Annotated in this window: 16 protein-coding genes; 13 read left to right on the top strand and 3 right to left on the bottom strand. The window is 70.6% G+C overall.

Annotated elements, in window-relative coordinates:
• Positions 1–187 precede the first annotated feature (187 nt).
• Positions 188–1,012 (bottom strand): NAD(P)-dependent oxidoreductase, encoded by an 825-nt coding sequence (locus ACH4YP_RS33045; protein ID WP_361056920.1) that lies wholly within the window; start codon positions 1,010–1,012, stop codon positions 188–190.
• Between the two features lie 293 nt (positions 1,013–1,305).
• Between ACH4YP_RS33045 and ACH4YP_RS33040 the strand changes: the two genes are divergently transcribed.
• Both ACH4YP_RS33040 and ACH4YP_RS33035 read left to right on the top strand, forming a co-directional pair.
• Positions 1,306–2,247: a 5-dehydro-4-deoxyglucarate dehydratase gene (locus ACH4YP_RS33040; protein ID WP_398494438.1), complete on the top strand. Its 942-nt coding sequence runs from the start codon at positions 1,306–1,308 to the stop codon at positions 2,245–2,247.
• Positions 2,244–3,413 carry a hypothetical protein gene (locus tag ACH4YP_RS33035; protein ID WP_398494437.1) on the top strand — a complete coding sequence of 390 codons (1,170 nt, stop codon included), beginning with the start codon at positions 2,244–2,246 and terminating at the stop codon, positions 3,411–3,413. Before ACH4YP_RS33040 ends, ACH4YP_RS33035 begins: the two co-directional genes overlap by 4 nt.
• On the opposite strand, the gene ACH4YP_RS33030 is transcribed toward ACH4YP_RS33035, so the two are convergent.
• Both ACH4YP_RS33030 and ACH4YP_RS33025 read right to left on the bottom strand, forming a co-directional pair.
• Positions 3,347–4,603 (bottom strand): MFS transporter, encoded by a 1,257-nt coding sequence (locus ACH4YP_RS33030; protein WP_398494435.1) that lies wholly within the window; start codon positions 4,601–4,603, stop codon positions 3,347–3,349. The two genes, ACH4YP_RS33035 and ACH4YP_RS33030, sit on opposite strands and share 67 nt — an antisense overlap.
• A 172-nt stretch (positions 4,604–4,775) precedes the next feature.
• On the bottom strand, positions 4,776–5,744 hold the full coding sequence (locus ACH4YP_RS33025; protein ID WP_398494433.1) for an NAD(P)-dependent alcohol dehydrogenase: 969 nt from the start codon (positions 5,742–5,744) through the stop codon (positions 4,776–4,778).
• A gap of 172 nt (positions 5,745–5,916) precedes the next feature.
• On the opposite strand from ACH4YP_RS33025, the gene ACH4YP_RS33020 reads away from it, so the two are divergent.
• The 11 genes from ACH4YP_RS33020 to ACH4YP_RS32970 all read left to right on the top strand — a co-directional run bounded on the left by ACH4YP_RS33020 (position 5,917) and on the right by ACH4YP_RS32970 (position 18,628).
• Positions 5,917–6,519, top strand: a complete 603-nt coding sequence (locus ACH4YP_RS33020) for a TIGR03086 family metal-binding protein (RefSeq protein WP_398494431.1) — start codon at positions 5,917–5,919, stop codon at positions 6,517–6,519.
• A 396-nt stretch (positions 6,520–6,915) separates the two neighbouring features.
• A complete protein-coding gene (locus ACH4YP_RS33015; protein ID WP_361056903.1) occupies positions 6,916–7,572 on the top strand; it encodes a GntR family transcriptional regulator in 657 nt (218 codons plus the stop codon).
• Entirely contained in the window at positions 7,569–8,486 is a 918-nt protein-coding gene (locus ACH4YP_RS33010; protein ID WP_398494429.1) for a dihydrodipicolinate synthase family protein, read from the top strand. The genes ACH4YP_RS33015 and ACH4YP_RS33010 overlap by 4 nt, the downstream gene beginning before the upstream one ends.
• A gap of 47 nt (positions 8,487–8,533) precedes the next feature.
• A complete protein-coding gene (araD, locus tag ACH4YP_RS33005; RefSeq protein ID WP_398494611.1) occupies positions 8,534–10,294 on the top strand; it encodes an L-arabinonate dehydratase in 1,761 nt (586 codons plus the stop codon).
• A 183-nt stretch (positions 10,295–10,477) separates the two neighbouring features.
• Positions 10,478–11,413 carry a carbohydrate ABC transporter permease gene (locus tag ACH4YP_RS33000; protein ID WP_055616478.1) on the top strand — a complete coding sequence of 312 codons (936 nt, stop codon included), beginning with the start codon at positions 10,478–10,480 and terminating at the stop codon, positions 11,411–11,413.
• Complete coding sequence (locus ACH4YP_RS32995; RefSeq protein WP_361056895.1) at positions 11,410–12,312, top strand: carbohydrate ABC transporter permease; 903 nt, start codon at positions 11,410–11,412, stop codon at positions 12,310–12,312. Before ACH4YP_RS33000 ends, ACH4YP_RS32995 begins: the two co-directional genes overlap by 4 nt.
• A 190-nt stretch (positions 12,313–12,502) precedes the next feature.
• On the top strand, positions 12,503–13,690 hold the full coding sequence (locus tag ACH4YP_RS32990; RefSeq protein ID WP_398494426.1) for a Gfo/Idh/MocA family protein: 1,188 nt from the start codon (positions 12,503–12,505) through the stop codon (positions 13,688–13,690).
• Positions 13,690–14,532 (top strand): PmoA family protein, encoded by an 843-nt coding sequence (locus ACH4YP_RS32985; RefSeq protein ID WP_398494424.1) that lies wholly within the window; start codon positions 13,690–13,692, stop codon positions 14,530–14,532. The genes ACH4YP_RS32990 and ACH4YP_RS32985 overlap by 1 nt, the downstream gene beginning before the upstream one ends.
• A complete protein-coding gene (locus ACH4YP_RS32980; RefSeq protein ID WP_398494423.1) occupies positions 14,529–16,079 on the top strand; it encodes a family 43 glycosylhydrolase in 1,551 nt (516 codons plus the stop codon). Before ACH4YP_RS32985 ends, ACH4YP_RS32980 begins: the two co-directional genes overlap by 4 nt.
• A 42-nt stretch (positions 16,080–16,121) precedes the next feature.
• Positions 16,122–17,204 (top strand): polysaccharide lyase family 1 protein, encoded by a 1,083-nt coding sequence (locus ACH4YP_RS32975; protein WP_398494421.1) that lies wholly within the window; start codon positions 16,122–16,124, stop codon positions 17,202–17,204.
• A 65-nt stretch (positions 17,205–17,269) separates the two neighbouring features.
• Positions 17,270–18,628, top strand: coding sequence for a sugar ABC transporter substrate-binding protein (locus tag ACH4YP_RS32970; protein ID WP_361056883.1), 1,359 nt, complete (start codon positions 17,270–17,272; stop codon positions 18,626–18,628).
• Positions 18,629–18,645: the final 17 nt, after the last annotated feature.

Below are 18,645 nucleotides of genomic sequence, written 5' to 3'. Positions count from 1 at the left end.
CGGCTGCCCGCGGGGGACCTGCGGTGGAGCGTAATTCGGGCAGCGGGCATGCCCGAACGGCGGGGCGGGCGGGCCCGTTCGGTGCCCGCTCGTCCCGTGAGGCGGTCCGTGCGCGGTGGCCGGATGCGCCGGATGTGCCGGAGGTGGCCGGTGAGACAGACCGGGAGCCCCGGCCCGCACGCGAGTGTCAGTACGGCCAGACCGGCGGGTTGGTCACGAAATGGCCGCCCAGGCGGGTGTGGTCCGGGTTCCGCGGGTCCAGCTCGCCCTGCTCGGCGATCAGCTTCTCGGCGTACTGCTCGGAGTCGTCCTGCGGCTCGTAGCCGAGGCCCCGGGCGGTGGTCAGGTCCCACCACAGGCGGGTGTTCGCGGAGGAGCCGTAGACGACGGTGTGCTCGACGTCCTCGGCGGTCAGGGCCGCGTGGAAGAGGCGGGCGCCGTCGCCGGGGCTCATCCAGACCGACAGCATGCGCACGCTGGTCGGCTCCATGAAGCAGGAGCCGATCCGCACGGAGACGGTCTCCAGGCCGTGCTTGTCCCAGTAGAACTGCGCCAGGTCCTCGCCGAACGACTTCGACAGTCCGTAGAAGGTGTCGGGGCGGCGCGGGGTGTCGATGGGGATGAGCGTGTCCGGGGCGTGCGGCGCCTCGCCCTCGGGGCGCGGGGCGAAGCCGACCGCATGGTTGGAGGAGGCGAAGACGACGCGCCCCACGCCCTCCTCGCGCGCCGCCTCGTACAGGTTGTACGTGCCCTCGATGTTCGCCTTGAGGATCTTCTCGAAGGTGGACTCCAGGGATATGCCGGCGAGGTGGATGATCGCGTCCACGCCCCGCACGGCCTCGCGCAGGGCCTCCTTGTCGCCGAGGTCCGCGGTGACCGCGCCCGGCTCGCCGTCGATCGGGAGCAGATCGAGGAGTCGCAGCTCGTAGCCGTAGGCGGGCAGCAGTGCGCGCATCAGGGTGCCGAGGCCGCCGGCGGCGCCGGTGAGCAGAACGGTGCGGGGAGCGGGCATCCTCGGATCTCCTTGAATCGGCAGCCGTCATCGTGTACGGCATTCACATCTGTGGACACGCTATGGATCGTCGGCGGACCGCGTCAAGTGTCGCGCGGTGTGGTGAGATCCGCTCCCCGTCCGTGGTCTTTCCGTGCTCTTTCTGCTCCCTTGTCGCGCGTGTAATGCGTGCCGGCCCGCTTGACCGCCCCCAAGAGGGCGCCTTAGCGTGGAAGTGTTCAGAGATATGGACATGGATCAGAACCGTGCACGATCCGGCGTGTGCGTGCATGCTCATGCTCTAGGGAGAGCCCGTGACGTCAGCCCCCCTTGCCGCTCGACTCAGTATCCCGAGCGGGCCGCTGTTCTTCCCGGTCACCGCGTACGACCGCGACGGAGCCGTCGACCTCGACGTCTACCGCGAGCACGTCCGGCGGGGCGTCGAGGCCGGGGCCGCCGCCGTCTTCGCCTGCTGCGGGACCGGGGAGTTCCACGCGCTCACGCCCGAGGAGTTCCAGGAGTGCGTACGGGCGGCCGTCGAGGAGACGGCGGGCCGCGTACCCGTCGTCGCGGGCGCCGGGTACGGGACCGCGCTCGCCGTGCGCTACGCGCGGCTCGCCGAGGAGGCGGGCGCGGACGGGCTGCTCGCCATGCCGCCCTACCTCGTCGTGGCAGGGCAGGAAGGACTGCTGCGGCACTACACGGAACTGGCCGCCGCCACCTCGCTCGACATCATCGTGTACCAGCGCGACAACGCCGTGTTCACGCCCGAGACCGTCGTCTCGCTGGCCCGCGCCGAGGGGATCATCGGCTTCAAGGACGGGCTCGGCGACCTCGACCTGATGCAGCGCATCGTGAGCGCCGTGCGGTCCGAGTTCCCGGGCGACTTCCTCTACTTCAACGGCCTGCCGACCGCCGAGCTCACCGGCCTCGCCTACCGCGGCATCGGCATCACGCTGTACTCCTCCGCCATCTTCTGCTTCGCGCCCGAGATCGCCCTCGCCTTCCACCGGGCCCTGGGCTCGGGCGACGACGCCACCGTGAACCGGCTCCTCGACGGCTTCTACCGGCCTCTCGTCGAACTGCGCGCCCAGGGCCGCGGGTACGCTGTCTCGCTGGTCAAGGCAGGCGTACGGCTGCGCGGGCTCGACGTGGGCGAGGTGCGGCCGCCGCTGCACGAGCCGTCCGAGGACCACGTCAAGCAGCTCGCCCAGCTGATCGAGCGGGGCTACGCGCTTCTGGAGGAGGGCAAGTGAAGGCATCGACCTTCGTCTATCCGTGGGACGTCAACGGCGACCCCGACGCGGCGGCCCGCATCGCCGGGCTCGGCGTACGGCAGGCGACGCTCGCCTCCGCCTACCACTCCACGCGCGCCCTGACCCCCCGCCACCCCCGGCACCGCATCGTCACCGCGCTGCACGCCTCCGTGCTCTACCCGACGGACGCCGCACGCTGGCAGGGCCGCAGGCTCCGGCCGTACGCCGCCGGGGACTGGGCGCCCGGGGACGCGTACGGGGAGGCCGCGTCGGCCCTCGCGGGGGCGGGGCTCGACGTGCACACCTGGGTGGTGCTCGCGCACAACTCCCGTATGGGCGTGGAGTTTCCGGACACCTCCGTGGTCAACGCCTATGGGGACCGCTACTCGTGGGCGCCCTGCGTCGCGCAGCCCGACACACGCGCGTACCTGGTCGAGCTGGCCGTCGAGGCGGCGATCCGCCCCGGCGCGGGGGGCACGGAGCTGGAGTCCCTCGGCTGGTACGGGCTCCCGCATCTGCACGCCCACGACAAGACGGCGGGCGTGGCACTCGGGGACGCCGGCACGTACCTGATGTCGCTGTGCTTCTGCCCCTCCTGCGGGGACGGCTATACGCAACTGGGGCTCGATTCCAACGAGTTGGCGGCCTCGGTCCGGCGTGCCCTGGAGCCCGTGTGGCGGGGCGAGGCTCCCGTCGAGGGCTGGGAGGACGTGGAGAAACTGCTCGGCGCCGAGCTCGCGACGGCCACGCGCGCGTGGCGTGACTCGGTCGCCCGGTCCCTCCAGACGGAGGCCGTCCTCGCCGTACGTGCGGCAGCGCCCGAGGGGTTCCAGATCCTGCTGCACGCGGACCCGGTCTCCTACCGCGTCGGTGCGAACGCCGGCGTGGACCCAGGGCACATCCTGTCGGTCGCCGACGGAGTGGTCGTCCCGTGCGCCGGCGGGCCCGAGCCGCTGATTCCCTTCGCCGGGCAGGGAGTTGACGGGGCCGTGCTGGCGGCCAACTTCACCGTGGTGAGCGGGATGGGCGGCCGTCCGGCGACACTCGTCGAGGACGTGACACGGGCTGTCGAGCTGGGAGCCACCGAAGTGCGGCTGTATCACGCGGGGTTGGCGTCCGACGAGGACCTGTCGCTCGTGACGGAGGCGCTCGCGCGGCTCGGCTGAGACCGCAGCAGGGGCACGACCGTCACGAGTCGTACGAGCCCGAGCACCGCCAACAGCACGCGGTGGTCGACCAGTTCGACCAGACCCGCGCCCAGTGCGAGTCCCACGGCGGTCGGGGCGAACAGCAGGGTGTTGGCGGTCGCCGTCGTGCGCCCCAGCAGGGCGTCCGGCGTCTCGCGCTGGACCGCGGTGAGTGCCGCGATCAGTACGCAGGGGAGCCCGACGCCGACCGCCGCCGCCGAGGCGAGGACCACCGCGTCGTAGGGGAGCGCGCGAGCCGTCACGGCCACGGCGGTGAGCGCGATCCCGTACCCGGCGAACCGGCGTTCGCCCAGGCGGCGCAGGAGCGGGCCCGCGGCCAGGCCGACCGCCACCGAGCCGGCGCCCTGGGCGACGTACAGGACACCCACGTACGCGGGGGAGTGGCCGAGGCCCTCCGCCACGGCGTAGATCGTCGCGCCGTTGAGGCCCGAGAAGAGCATGGTCGTGCCGCCCGCGAGGACGAGCGGGCGCAGGGTCGAGTGGCCCCACAAGTAGCGGGCGCCTTCGGCGGTTTGGGTGCGCCAGCCGGACGTGGCTGGGGCCGTGAGCGGCTTCGGCTCGTGTACGCGGAGGAGTGTGTAGAGGCCGGCGGCCAGGGCGAAGGTGAGCGCGTCCAGGAGTGCGACGCGGGCGCCCCCGTACGCCGCGTAGAGGTCCGCTCCGGCGAGTGGGGCGAGGAGTTTCATGCCCTCGTCGGCCGTCATGCGCAGCCCGTTGAAGTCGCCGAGGAGCTGCTTGTCGACGGCCGTGGCCACCAGGGCCGACTCCGCCGCGTCGTGGACGACACCGGCCGCTCCGTAGACGAGGAGCACGGCGAACAGGATCCACAGGGTGCCGGGGGAGTCGACGGCGAACAGGGGCAGCAGGAGCGCGGCCAGTCCCAGGTTCGTCCACACCAGCAGGGGCCGGCGGCGGGTGCGATCGGCGAGGGTACCGAGGACCGGGCCGATCAGCGTGGGCGCCCAGAGGGCGAAGACGCAGAGGGCGGCCAGGCCGTCCGAGCCGGTCAGGTCCTTCACCCAGATCCCGGACACCAGCCACATCGCCGACGAGCCGAACCCGGAGACCACGACTCCCCCGAGGTACAGACCCGCGTTGCGGTCTCGCAGGACACGGGTCACCGCCCATGTCTGTGTCGATGTCGTCATGCCTGGTCATCGTGGGGCTAAGGCCCTGGGGCAGGCATCGGGCAGGTGCCTTACTCGGGGTGCCGGGGAAGCGGCGTCGGGGGCGTCGGGATGAGGAGAAGCCGGCCCCGGTGGGCTCCCGCCCGGGGAGAAGCCTCGGTGGGCTCCCGCCCGGTTCAGACGGCGAGGACGTTCAGATGGTGAGGACGATCTTGCCCCGGGGGTGGCCCTTCTCCAGGTGGCGGATGGCGTCGGCCGCCTCGGCGAGGGGGTAGGTGCGGTCGATGGGCGGGGTGATCCTGTCCTGCTCGGCGAGCTCCTTGAGGGTCAGCAGGTCCTCGCGGCGCGCGACGGAGATGAGGTTGCTGAGGTTCTGGCCGACGAACGGCGAGAGCATGACCGCCCGCAGGCCGCGGCTCATACCGCCGAAGAAGCCCGTTCCGCCCTCGCCGCCGACGATGACGAGGGTGCCGCGCGGGGTGAGGGCGCGGCGGAGGACGGGCAGAGGGCGAAGGCCCGCGTTGTCGACGATGACGTCGTAGCGGCGGGGGCCGTCCGTGATGTCCTCGCGGGTGTAGTCGATGACGTGCGAGGCGCCCTGGGAACGTACGAAGTCCGCGCCCGTGGGGCCGCAGACCCCGGTGACCTCGGCGCCGTACATCGCGGCGAGCTGGACGGCATAGCTGCCGACGCCGCCGGAGGCGCCGATGACGAGGACCTGCTGGCCCGGCTGCGGACGGCCCTTGCCGCTCAGCGCCTGGAGAGCGGTCATGCCGGAGACGGGGAGCGCGACGGCCTGTTCGAAGGTGAGGTTGGCCGGTTTGAGGGTGATCTTCGCGGCCTTGGCGCGCGCGTACTGGGCGAACGAGCCCTCGCAGTTGCCGTAGACCTCGTCGCCCGGCTTGAACTCGATCACCTTCGCCCCGACGGCCTCGACCCGTCCGGCGCCGTCCCAGCCCCGCACCGGGTTCCTGGGCCTGCGGAGTCCCAGGGCGACGCGGGCCACATAGGGCCGGCCGGTCATCAGGTGCCACACCTCGGGGCCGACGCCGGCCGCGCGCACCTCGACGAGCACCTCGTCGTCGCCGGGCACGGGGCGGTCGATGTCGCGCAGTTCCAGGAGGTCCGCTGATCCGTAGGCATCCTGAACGATCGCCTTCATGGCGTGGCTCCCCTTCGCGGTCCCCGGCACCGGGTATCCCGGTTGCACCGAGCATCCCGACGGCTCGAACGCCTGACCAGACTCCTGAGCACGATCTTGGGACCGGGAGCGATGAGTTTCCGTACGGCCGACGGTCTACCCCCTGAAGACCCCCTGACGAGAGGAGCCCGGCATGGGCGACGGCGGCAGCACCCCCACCACCCTTGACCTGGGGCCGCAGACCCTGATCGTGGCACGCCTCGCGGAGGAGGTGGGCGAGGAACAGCTGGACGCCGCGACGCCGTGTCCGGAGTACGCCGTACGTCACCTGCTCGGGCATCTGCTCGGGCTGTCCGTGGCCTTCCGGGACGCCGGGCGCAAGGACCTCGGGGCCACGACGGACACCGCCCCCACCTCCCGGCTGCCGGACCTGGAGCCCGGCTGGCGTGCCGAACTCCCCAAGGTGCTGGGCGAGTTGGCCGAGGTCTGGCGCGATCCGGCCGCGTGGACGGGTGAGACCCGGGCGGGCGGCGTGGACCTGCCCGGCGAGGTCGCGGGCATCGTCGCCGCCGACGAACTCGTCGTGCACGGCTGGGACCTGGCCCGGGCGACCGGCCGGCCGTACGCCCCCGACGCGGCGGCTCTGAACGCGGCGTACGAGATGCTCGCCCCCACCGCGGACGACCCGGACCGCGGCATCTTCGGACCGGCCGTGCCCGTGCCGGAGGGGGCGCCCCTGCTCGACCGGGTGATCGGGCTGAGCGGTCGGGACCCGGGGTGGGCACCCGCCGACTGACAGGGCGGACCCACGATTCGGTGTCTTCGCCGAGTTGCAGTGGCACATGGATGTGCATGGACGTGGCGTGGCTCGTGGTGAGCAGGGGCCCCGTGCGCGGCGGGTTCGTTCCCGCCGTGCACGAGGCCCCAACTCGCCGGCGTCGCTGGGGCGAACGGGTCCAGCCGGCCTTCCGAGGGCGTCGGAAGGGCGCCGGCGCGGCAGCGAGCCCCGGCGTCGACTCGGACTCCTTCTGCCGGAAGCCTTGAACTTCTTTTGTCAGAAGCGTTGACGAAACACAGGGGCGCTCCTACTTTCATCGCGTCGTACTTCGTACGTCATATATGAGACGCGATACGTGAGATCAGATACGCGAGCCCTCGATCCCTGGGGGCTCCGTTACCCCGAGAGGCGCGCATGACCTCTGTGCCCACGCCGATCCCCTCCCGCACGCAGTTCGTGCAGGAAGGGATCAAACACCGCATCCTCACCGGGCAGTTGACCCCGGGACAGGCTCTGGTCGAGACCGAGCTCGCCGCACAGTTCGGGGTGTCCAAGACCCCGGTGCGCGAGGCGCTCAAGACCCTGGCCGGCACCGGACTCGTCGTGATGAACCAGTACAAGGGCGTCACGGTGCGCATGGTGGACGCGGACATGGCGCGCGAGGTGTACGACGTGCGGCTGCTCCTGGAACCGGAGGCGCTGCGGCGTTCCGTCCGGCGCGGCTCCTCCCTCGACACGGCGCGCGAGGCGCTCGAACGCGCCGACGCCGCCACCGACACCGCCCAACGCTCCCTTGCCAACCGCGAGTTCCACCGTTCCCTCTACGTCCGCTGCGGCAACCCGCTGCTCGGCCGGATGCTCGACGAGGTCCGCGACCAGGCCGCCCTGGTCTCCGCGGTCGCCTGGGCCGCCAACCCGTCCTGGGAGCGCGAGGCCGCCGAGCACCGGGAGATCCTGCGGCTCGCCCTCGACGGCGACTCGGACGGCGCGGCGCGCGCCCTGCACTCGCACATCGCCTCGTTCGTGCAACGGGCCTTCCCCGAGGCCCAGGGAGAGGGTGAGCAGGAATGACCGCGACCACGACCGCGTTCGACGCCGGGCGGGCCGCTCTCGCCGACGTGGTGGCGATCCCCGTGACCCCGTTCGCCGAGGACGGCTCCATCGACCAGGAGGTCCACCGCGTCCTGCTGCGCCGGGTGCTCGAGGGCGGCGTACGCATCCTCACGCCCAACGGCAACACCGGCGAGTTCTACGCCCTGAGCCCCGAAGAGCGGCGCACGGTAACGGAGTTGACCATCGAGGAGGCGGGGGACCGGGCGACGATCCTGGTCGGTGTCGGGCACGACGTGCCGACCGCCGTCGCCTCCGCCCGCCACGCCCGCGAGTTCGGGGCACAGATGGTGATGGTCCATCAGCCCGTCCACCCGTACGTCTCGGAGGGCGGCTGGGTCGACTACCACCGGGCCATCGCGGAGGCGGTCCCCGAGCTGGGTGTCGTCCCGTACATCCGCAACCCGGCACTCGCCGGCGCCCGGCTCGCCGAACTGGCCGACGCCTGCCCCAACGTCATCGGCGTGAAGTACGCCGTGCCGGACGCGGCCCGCTTCGCCGCGTTCGCGCGGGACGCCGGTCTTGAGCGCTTCGTGTGGGTGGCCGGACTCGCGGAACCGTACGCGCCCTCGTACTTCTCGGCGGGCGCGACGGGCTTCACGTCCGGGCTCGTGAACGTCGCCCCGGCCGTCTCGCTGAACATGATCGAAGCGCTTCGATCCGGCGACTACGCGGGCGCCATGAAGGTGTGGGAGCAGATCCGCCGCTTCGAGGAGCTGCGCGCGGCCAACGGCTCCGCCAACAACGTGACGGTCGTGAAGGAGGCCCTGGCCTCGCTCGGCCTGTGCCGCCGCGAGGTCCGCCCGCCGAGCAAGCAGCTTCCCGAGTCCGAACGGGCCGAGGTCGCCGCCATCGCCGCGGGGTGGTCCATATGACCGACGCCAACCCAGCGGTCTCCGGCGCGAGCGAGTCCGGCTCGGCGATGCCCGACAGCGGCCGAGCCTCGGACGCGAGTCAAACCCCGGACGCCCCGAGGCAGTTGCGCAGCCACCAGTGGTACGGCACCGAGGGCCTGCGCTCCTTCAGCCACCGCGCCCGCACCCGCCAGCTCGGCTATCTGCCCGAGGAGCACCTCGGCAAGCCGGTCATCGCGATCCTCAACACCTGGTCCGACATCAACCCCTGCCACGTCCACCTCCGTGACCGCGCCCAGGCGGTCAAGCGCGGCGTGTGGCAGGCCGGCGGCTTCCCCCTCGAATTCCCGGTGTCGACGCTGAGCGAGACCTTCCAGAAGCCGACCCCGATGCTCTACCGCAACATGCTCGCGATGGAGACCGAGGAACTGCTGCGCTCGTACCCGGTGGACGGGGCCGTCCTCATGGGCGGCTGCGACAAGTCGACGCCCGCGCTGCTCATGGGCGCCGCGTCCGTCGACCTGCCGGCGATCTTCGTGCCCGCCGGACCCATGCTGCCCGGCCACTGGCGCAACGAGATCCTCGGCTCCGGCACCGACATGTGGAAGTACTGGGACGACAAGCGCGCCGGGCTCATCGGTGACTGCGAGATGACCGAGCTGGAGAGCGGCCTCGCGCGCTCGCCCGGTCACTGCATGACCATGGGTACGGCGTCCACACTGACCGCCGCCGCCGAGGCCCTCGGGGTCACGGTCCCGGGCGCCTCCAGCATCCCCGCCGTCGACTCCGGGCACGACCGGATGGCCGCCGCCTCGGGCCTCAGGATCGTCGAACTCGTCCGCAGGGACCGGAAGTTGTCCGACATCCTCACGGCCGACGCCTTCGAGGACGCGGTGACGACGGTCCTCGGGCTCGGCGGCTCCACCAACGCCGTGATCCACCTCATCGCCATGGCCGGCCGCGCCGGAGTCCGGCTCACCCTCGACGACTTCGACCGGATCGCCCGTACGGTGCCGGTGCTGGCGAACGTACGGCCCGGCGGCCGGACGTACCTCATGGAGGACTTCCACTTCGCCGGCGGACTGCCCGGGTTCCTGTCGCGGATCACCGACCTGCTGCACCTCGACCGGCCGACCGTCTCGCACGACAGCCTGCGCGAGCAGCTCGCCCCCGCGCAGGTGCACAACGACGACGTCATCCGTACCCGTCAGAACCCGGTCGCCGCCGAGGGAGGCGTCGCCGTCCTGCGCGGCAACCTCTGCCCCGACGGCGCCGTCATCAAGCACATCGCCGCCGAGCCCCACCTGCTCAAGCACACCGGCCCAGCGGTCGTCTTCGACGACTACCGGACCATGCAACGCACCATCAACGACCCGGAGTTGGGCATCACGGCCGAGACCGTGCTGGTGCTGCGCAACTCCGGACCCAAGGGCGGTCCGGGCATGCCCGAGTACGGGATGCTGCCGATCCCCGACCACCTGCTGAAGCAGGGCGTACGGGACATGCTGCGGATCTCCGACGCCCGGATGAGCGGCACGAGTTACGGCGCCTGTGTGCTGCACGTGGCGCCCGAGTCGTACATCGGCGGACCGCTCGCCCTGGTTCGCACCGGCGACACCATCACGCTCGACGTCGAGTCGCGCGCGCTTCAACTCAACGTGGACGACGAGGAGTTGGCGCGGCGCCGGGCGGAGTGGACCGCGCCGCCCGAGCGCTACGAGCGAGGCTACGGCGCGCTCTACAACGAACAGATCACCCAGGCGGACACCGGCTGCGACTTCGCGTTCCTGGCGCGGCCGGGCAAGGTGCAGGACCCGTACGCGGGCTGAGGGGCCGGCCCATCGGCACTCTCTGCTGTCCGAGATCCCGAACGACGTATGCGAAGCGCTTCACCCGCACTGCCGTCAGTACTGCCCGGATAGCAAGCGCTTCCACGAAAGCGAAGAAACGAACGGAACGAACGGAACGAACGCACAGCACCACCCGCACACCCCCGAGAACGGAGAACAGTCATGGCCCAAGCCGCAGCCGTGGCGAAGAAGCCCGCGCCACCCCGGCGGCGCCGTGGCTCAGCGACGCCCCGCAGGCTCCCGTATCTGCTGATCGCCCCGGCGGGACTGCTGATGCTGGGCTTCATCGCCTACCCGGTGCTCAGCGTTTTCTACTACAGCCTGCAGAACTACAACCCCACCAAGCCGTGGCGGAACGGCTTCGCGGGCTTCGACAACTTCGTGCACGCCTTCACCGAGGACCCGCAGTTCTGGGACACGCTGGTCTTCAGCGCCAAGTGGGTCGTCGTCGAGGTCGGGCTGCAGCTGCTGTTCGGTCTGGCGCTCGCGCTGATCGTCAACCAGACCTTCGTGGGGCGTTCGTTGGGCCGCGCCCTGGTCTTCTCGCCCTGGGCCGTGTCCGGTGTGCTCACCTCCGCGATCTGGGTGCTCCTCTACAACTCCCAGACGGGCATCACCCGTTACCTCGCCGACATGGGCATCGGGGACTACGGCACGAGCTGGCTGTCCGACACCTCAACCGTCTTTCCGGCGGCGGTGGTCGCCGACCTCTGGCGAGGAGTCCCCTTCTTCGCGATCCTCATCCTCGCCGACCTCCAGTCCGTCTCGAAGGACCTGTACGAGGCCGCCGAGGTCGACGGAGCCAGCCGCTTCCGGCAGTTCGTGCACATCACGCTGCCGCACCTCAAGGACGCGATCATCCTCTCCACGCTGCTGCGCGCGGTCTGGGAGTTCAACAACGTCGACCTGCTCTACACACTCACCGGCGGCGGACCCGCGGGGGAGACGACGACACTCCCGCTCTACATCGCCAACACCAGCGTCGACGCACACAACTTCGGCTACGCATCGGCCCTGACCACCGTCGCGTTCGTGATCCTGCTCTTCTTCTCGATGGTCTATCTGCGGCTGAGCAAGTTCGGAGGCGGGGACAAGTGATCACCAAGGACATCGACACCGTCGCCCCGGCCGTGCCCGCACCGGTGGCCGACGAGCCGCCGCAGCGCCCGGGGAAGCGCAGGCGTGCCTGGGACGAGGCCCCGCGCTGGCAGATCTACGTCCCGCTCGGCATCTACCTGCTCTTCACACTCATCCCCTTCTACTGGATCCTGCTCTTCGCCCTGCGCAAGCCCGGCTCGACCTCGCTCGTGCCCTGGCCCATGACCTTCGAGCACTTCGAGAAGGTGTGGAACGACCGCAGCTTCGGCACGTACTTCGAGAACAGCGTCTACGTCGGCGTCGCCACGCTCTTCATGACCACGCTCGTCGCACTGGCCGGCGGCTACGCCCTCGCCCGCTTCGACTTCAAGATCAAGCGCGCCTTCATGCTGGCGCTGCTCTGCTCCCAGTTCGTGCCGGGCGCGCTGCTCCTGGTGCCGCTGTTCCAGATCTTCGCCGAGCTCCAGATGATCAACTCGCTGGGCAGCGTCATCATCGCCGAGACCGTCTTCCAGCTGCCGCTGTCGATGATCCTGATCAGCGGCTTCATCCGGAACGTGCCGTACTCGCTGGAAGAGGCCGCCTGGGTCGACGGCTGCAACCGCTTCACGGGCTTCAGGGTCGTCGTCCTGCCGCTGCTGCGGCCCGGGTTGATCGCGGTGGGCTCCTTCGCCTTCGTGCACTCCTGGAACCACTTCCTGTTCGCCCTGATGTTCCTCAGCAACCAGGACAAGCAGACGATCCCCGTCGGCCTCAACAGCCTGATGAGCGCCGACAGCGTCGACCTCGGAGCGCTCGCCGCAGGCGGCATCATCGCGGCCGTGCCCGTCGTGATCGTCTTCGCCTTCATCCAGAAGTGGCTGATCACGGGCTTCAGCGCCGGGGCGGTGAAGGGATGAGAGCAGTACGCACCCTTCTGAAGGCCGCGGGGACGATCGGCCCGGTCGACAGCGCCGCCAAGGCGGACCGAGACGCGGCTCTCGGCGCGGGAGCGGGGAGGACCCGATGAGCGCCGCCACCGGTCCCATGAACTCCGCCACCGGCCCGATGAGCGCCGCCACCGGACCCGGAACCGCTTCGATAGGGCCCATGAACTCTTCCTCAGGGTCCCTGCCCTCCTACGAGTCCCCTCTCCCCGTCGTCCTCGCGGGCGCCCGCGGTCACGGGCACTGGCATCTCGCGAACATCCGCCGCCTCCAGGACAAGGGCCTGGTGCGCCTCGCCGGGATCTGCGAGCTGACCCCGCTCACCGAGGCGGAGCTGGACGGTTTCACCGCGCCGGGCGAACTCCCGGAGCAGTCCGCCGACTTCGGGGCCCTGCTGGACTCCACGGGCGCCGTGATCGCCGTGATCTGCACGCCGATCCCCACTCACACCGACCTCGCGCTGACGGCCGCCGCCAGGGGCGTACACCTGCTGCTGGAGAAGCCGCCGGCTCCGTCGTACGCCGAGTTCCGCCGGATGGCCGACGGGGTGGCCGCGGCCGGGGTGGTCTGCCAGATCGGCTTCCAGTCGCTGGGCTCGCAGGCCGTGCCCGCGATCCGGGAGCTGATCGCGCAGGGCACGATCGGCCGGGTGGACGGCATCGGCGGGGCCGGGGCCTGGGCGCGCGCCGAGGAGTACTACCGCCGCGTGCCCTGGGCAGGGCGGCGCCGGATGAACGGGGCCGACGTCCTCGACGGGGTGCTGACCAACCCCCTCGCGCACGCCGTCGCCACCGCCCTCGCGCTCGACGGCGCCACCCGCGCCGAGGACGTCACCGGCATCGAGACCGAGCTGCTGCGCGCCAACGACATCGAGTCCGACGACACCTCCTGCGTCCGCGTCACCACCGCGGCCGGCCACCGGATCACCGTCGCAGCGACCCTGTGCGCCGAGCACCCCGACGAGCCGTACGTCCTCGTGCACGGCACCAGCGGCCGGATCACCTTCTGGTACAAGCAGGACCGCGTCCTCGTCCAGCGGTCGGGGCATGGCCCGCAGGAGATCACGTACGGCAGGACCGACCTGCTGGAGAACCTCGTCGAGCATCTCGAAGGCCGGGCGGGACTGCTGGTCGCGCCGGACTCGACGGGCGCCTTCATGAAGGTCGTTGAAGCGATTCGACAGGCGCCGGACCCCGTCGCGCTGCCCGCCGACGCCTGGTACCTGAAGGTCGACGAGAACCGCCGGATCGTGCACGGAGTCGACGGACTCGTCACGGCCGCCGCCGACACCCTCGCCCTCTACTCCGAGCTGGGCGCCTCCTGGGCGCTCCCGAAAGAGGTGAGTACCTGATGCACAACGAGTCGCTGGTCCTGCGCGTCGCGGGCCGCCCGGTCGGCCGTTACATCACCCGGCCCGAGCTGCCGCCGAAGCTGTCGCCGCGTCCGTACTTCCACCCCGTCACCACCCTGGCCGGCACGGCTGTCACGGAACTCGGCCCCGCCGACCACATCCACCACCTCGGCGTCGGTGTCGCCGTTCCCGACGTCGAGGGGTTCAACTTCTGGGGCGGTCGCACCTACGTACGCGACCGGGGGCCGACCGAGCTGGACAACCACGGAGCCCAGCGGCACTCCACGTTCCAGCTGAGCGACCCCGACGGCTTCGTGGAGGAGCTGCGCTGGGTCGCGGCGGGCGGTGAGCTGCTGCGCGAGCGGCGTACGGCCGCGGCGACCGAACTCACCGACACCGCCTGGGCGTTGGACTTCACGTTCTCCCTCACCAACACGACCGCAGAACCCCTGTCGATCGGCAGCCCGGCGACCAACGGCCGTCCCGGCGCGGCCTACGGCGGCTTCTTCTGGCGGGCCCGCAAGGAGGCCGAGACGCCAGCGGTGTTCACGGCCGGCACCGAGGGCGAGGAGACCGTGCACGGCACACGGGCCGACTGGCTGGCGCTCGCGGGCACCGACTGGACGCTGGTGTTCGCCGGGGCCACCGAGCGGACCCGCCGAGACCCGTGGTTCGTGCGCACCACCGAGTACCCGGGCGTCGGCTCCTCCCTCGCCCACCAGGAACGGCTGCCGATCCCGGCCGGGGAGACCGTCGTACGCCGGGTCGTCACCGTCGTCGCCGACGGCCGCCTCGACCGGGGCGAGGCGGCGGCCCTCGTCCGCAAGGCGGTGAGCCCATGAGCGGCCAGAGCGCACCCGCCTTCACCGCCGACCAGGGCGACGGCACGTACCGCAACCCGGTACTGAACGCCGACTGGTCGGACCCGGACCTCATCCGGGTCGGCGACGACTACTACCTGACGGCCTCCAGCTTCGGCCGCGTCCCGGGCCTGCCGCTGCTGCACTCCCGCGACCTCGTCAACTGGACGCTCGTCGGCCACGCCCTCCAACTCCTGGAACCAGCAAGGGAGTTCAGGAAGCCACGCCACGACCGCGGTGTCTGGGCGCCGTCGTTGCGCCACCACGACGACCGCTTCTGGATCTTCTGGGGCGACCCCGACCACGGCATCCACCAGGTCAACGCCCCCGAGATACGCGGCCCTTGGACCCGTCCCCACCTCGTCAAGGCCGGCAAGGGGCTCATCGACGCCTGCCCGCTGTGGGACGAGGAGACCGGCGAGGCGTATCTCGTGCACGCCTGGGCCAAGTCCCGCTCCGGCGTCAAGAACCGGCTCACCGGCCATCGGATGCGGCCCGACGCCACCGGGCTGCTCGACGACGGCAAGGTGATCGTAGACGGCGACCGCATACCCGGCTGGTTCACGCTCGAAGGGCCGAAGCTGTACCGGCACGACGGCTGGTTCTGGATCTTCGCCCCGGCCGGCGGCGTCGCGACCGGCTGGCAGGGCGCGTTGCGCTCACGCGAGTTCTTCGGACCGTACGAGGAGAGGGTCGTCCTGGAGCAGGGCGACACCGACGTCAACGGCCCCCACCAGGGCGGCTGGGTGAGCACCCCGTCCGGCGAGCACTGGTTCGCGCACTTCCAGGAGAAGGGCGCGTACGGGAGGGTCGTCCACCTCCAGCCGATGCGCTGGGGCGCGGACGGCTGGCCGGTCCTCGGGGACGAGGGCGCCCCCGTCGCCGTACACCGCAAGCCCGATCTGCCGCGGCAGCCGCTGTCGGCGCCCGCCACCGACGACGACTTCCCCGGCGGCCGGTTCGGACGGCAGTGGCAGTGGACCGCCAACCCGCAGGACGGCTGGGCGACCCAGCACTCGGGCGACGGGCTGCGGCTGGCCTGCGTACGGACGGTCGACGCGCAGGATCTGCGCAAGTTACCGAACGTGCTCACCCAGCGGCTGCCCGGGACCCCGTGCACCGTCGAGGTCGAGCTGCGGCTCGACGCCGAGGAGCCGGGCGCACGGGCCGGACTCGCCGTCCTGGGCGACGCGTTCAGCTGGATCGGGCTCGAACGGGGGGTCGACGGGACGGTCCACCTCGTGCACCGGTTCGCCGAGTCGGTCGCCGAGCGGGAGCGGGACGCCGCGCATCCGCGGCTCGCCCCCGAGGGGCGGGTACGGCTGCGGATCGAGGCCGGCGCCGGGGCGCGCTGCCGCTTCTCGTACGACCTCGGCGACGGCTGGGAGCCGTCCGGTCAGGTCTTCGCCGCCACTCCCTGGCGCTGGGTCGGCGCCCTGCTCGGCCTCGTAGCGCTCGCGCCGAACGGCGGGGGACACGCCGGGGCGGCCACGTTCACGCGGTTCCGCATCACCGCGCCACCTGCCTGACCGCTTCAAGTCATCGCCGTTGTAAGCCTGTTGGGAGCCGCAATGACGCACTTCCGTAGCAGCAAGCGCTTGCCCGTACCGGGGCCAGGGCTTGGCCCCGGCCGGGTCCTGATCACGGTCACCGCCCTGGTGGCCGCACTGGGGCTCGGGGTCGTCGCCCCGGCCGAGGCGGTGTCCGAGAGCGTCGGCCGGACCGCCGAGGCCCACGGTTTCGCGTCCCTGGAGGGCGGTACGACGGGAGGCGCCGGCGGAGAGGTCGTCACCGTGACCACCCAGGCCGACCTGGAGCGCTACGCGGCCGCCGAGGAGCCGTACGTCATCCGGGTCGCCGGGACGATCAAGGCCGAGCCGTTCGGCGCGAACGTCGTCGTGGCCTCGGACAAGACCATCATCGGCGTCGGCACGGCCGGGGAACTCGTCCAGGGCGAGCTGCACCTCACACCCGGCACCCACAACGTGATCATCCGAAACCTGACGGTCCGTGACTCGTACGTCGAGGGCAACTGGGACTGCAAGGACACCGACTTCGACGGTATCCAGATGGACACGGTCCACCACGTCTGGGTCGACCACAACCGCTTCTCGCGGATCTGCGACGGGCAGCTCGACATCCGCAAGGACAGCGAGTACGTCACCGTCTCCTACAACCGTTTCGAGAACAACAACAAGACCTTCGGCATCGGCTGGACGCCGAACGTGAAGACGCAGATCACCATCGACCACAACTGGTTCCGCGGCACGAAGCAGCGCAACCCGTCCGCCGACAACTGCGCCTACGCACACCTCTACAACAACTACATGACCGCCCAGGCGGACCCCGGCGACCCCGTATGGACGTACGGCAACTGGTCGCGCGGCAGGACAAAAATGGTGATCGAGAACAGCTACTACCAGGACGTCCAGCACCCCTACCAGGCGGACGCCACCGCCGAGTTGGTGCAGCGCGGGACGATCCTGAAGAACACCGGCGGGCGCCACGAGGCGTGGGGCACGGCCTTCGACCCGCGGGACTTCTACGACTACCGGCTCGACCCGGCGGCGGCCGTCCCCGCGCTCGTGTCCACGTTCTCCGGTCCGCAGAAGTGGCTCGGCGCCGACAACCGGGCGCCGCACGCCCCTCATTGACCCCCACAGCTTCACAACGTCACAGCGACACAACCCTCGTTGGATCCAGAAGAAGAGAGCCGATCATGAAGACCAGTATGCGCAGGAGCAGTAGAGGAACGCGCCGCTCGGCCGCCGTCGCCGTGAGCGCCGTACTCGCGCTGACCGCCACGGCCTGCGGCGACGACGGCAGCGGGTCGGCCGGTGACAAGGGCGCCGACGGCAGCGGCAAGGGCGAGATCGTCTTCTGGGACAACAACGGCGGTATCCGCACCGACGTCTGGAAGAAGATCATCGCCGACTTCGAGAAGGCGAACCCGGACATCAAGGTCAAGTACGTCGGGATCGCCGCCACCGAGTACCAGTCCAAGGTCGACACCGCCCTCCAGGGCGGCGGACTGCCGGACGTCGGAGGTGTCGGCGCGGCGATGCTCGCCGGGTTCGCCGCCCAGAACGCGCTGGAGCCGCTGGACGACCGCCTGGGCAAGTCCGCCCTCAACGGCAAGCTCAACGAGGACATGGTCAAGTCGCTGAAGGCCGCCGGCGGCCGGGACGACACGCTGTACTCGATCCCGACCTCCGCCAACAACGGCGTCCTCTACTACCGCACCGACCTGTTCGAGCAGGCGGGCCTGGACGAGCCGAGCACCTGGGACAAGTTCTACGAGGCCGCCGACAAGCTCACCGCCAAGGGCAAGAACGAGTTCGGCTACACCATCCGTGGCGGCGCCGGCTCCATCGCCCAGGCGCTCGACGCGATGTACGGGCAGTCCGGCATCACGTCCTTCTGGGACACCGGCAACGAGAAGACCACGGTCAACGACCCGAAGAACGTGGCGGCCCTGGAGAAGTACGTGGGCCTCTTCAAGAAGGTCACCCCGGCCGCCGACCTCAACAACGACTTCACCAAGATGGTCGCCCAGTGGGACTCCGGCACGATCGGAATGCTGAACCACAACCTGGGCTCCTACCAGGACCATGTGAAGGCGCTCGGCGTCGACAAGTTCCGCGGTATTCCGCAGCCGGTCGGACCCGGTGGCAAGCGGGTCCAGGTCTCCAACCCCGTGGACGGTCTTGGCCTGTTCAAGAGCTCCAAGAACAAGGACGCCGCCTGGAAGTTCATCGACTTCGCGACCTCGAAGGCGGAGAACTCCATGTTCAACGAGTCCGCGGGACAGGTGCCGTCGAACAACGACGCCGCGAAGGACGCGTGGGTCTCGAAGGCCGAGCCCACGAAGCTCGCCGCCGAGGCGCTGTCCGACGGTTCCACGACCATCGTTCAGCTGCCGTACTACCTGCCCGACTGGAACACCATTTCCAAGACGGACAACGAGCCGGCGTTCCAGAAGGTCATGAACGGGTCGATGAGCGCCAAGGACTTCCTGGACACCCTGGCCGATCAGCTCAACGAGGCTCAGACGGAGTGGAACGAGCAGAAGGGGTAGCCCTTCGCCGTTCCTTC

Origin of the sequence: Streptomyces sp. NPDC020747 (genome assembly GCF_044334695.1) — a bacterium.
GTDB lineage: Bacteria > Actinomycetota > Actinomycetes > Streptomycetales > Streptomycetaceae > Streptomyces.
The sequence above is the reverse complement of the archived record's forward strand: the minus strand, read 5'-3'. Positions and strand labels throughout refer to the sequence as shown.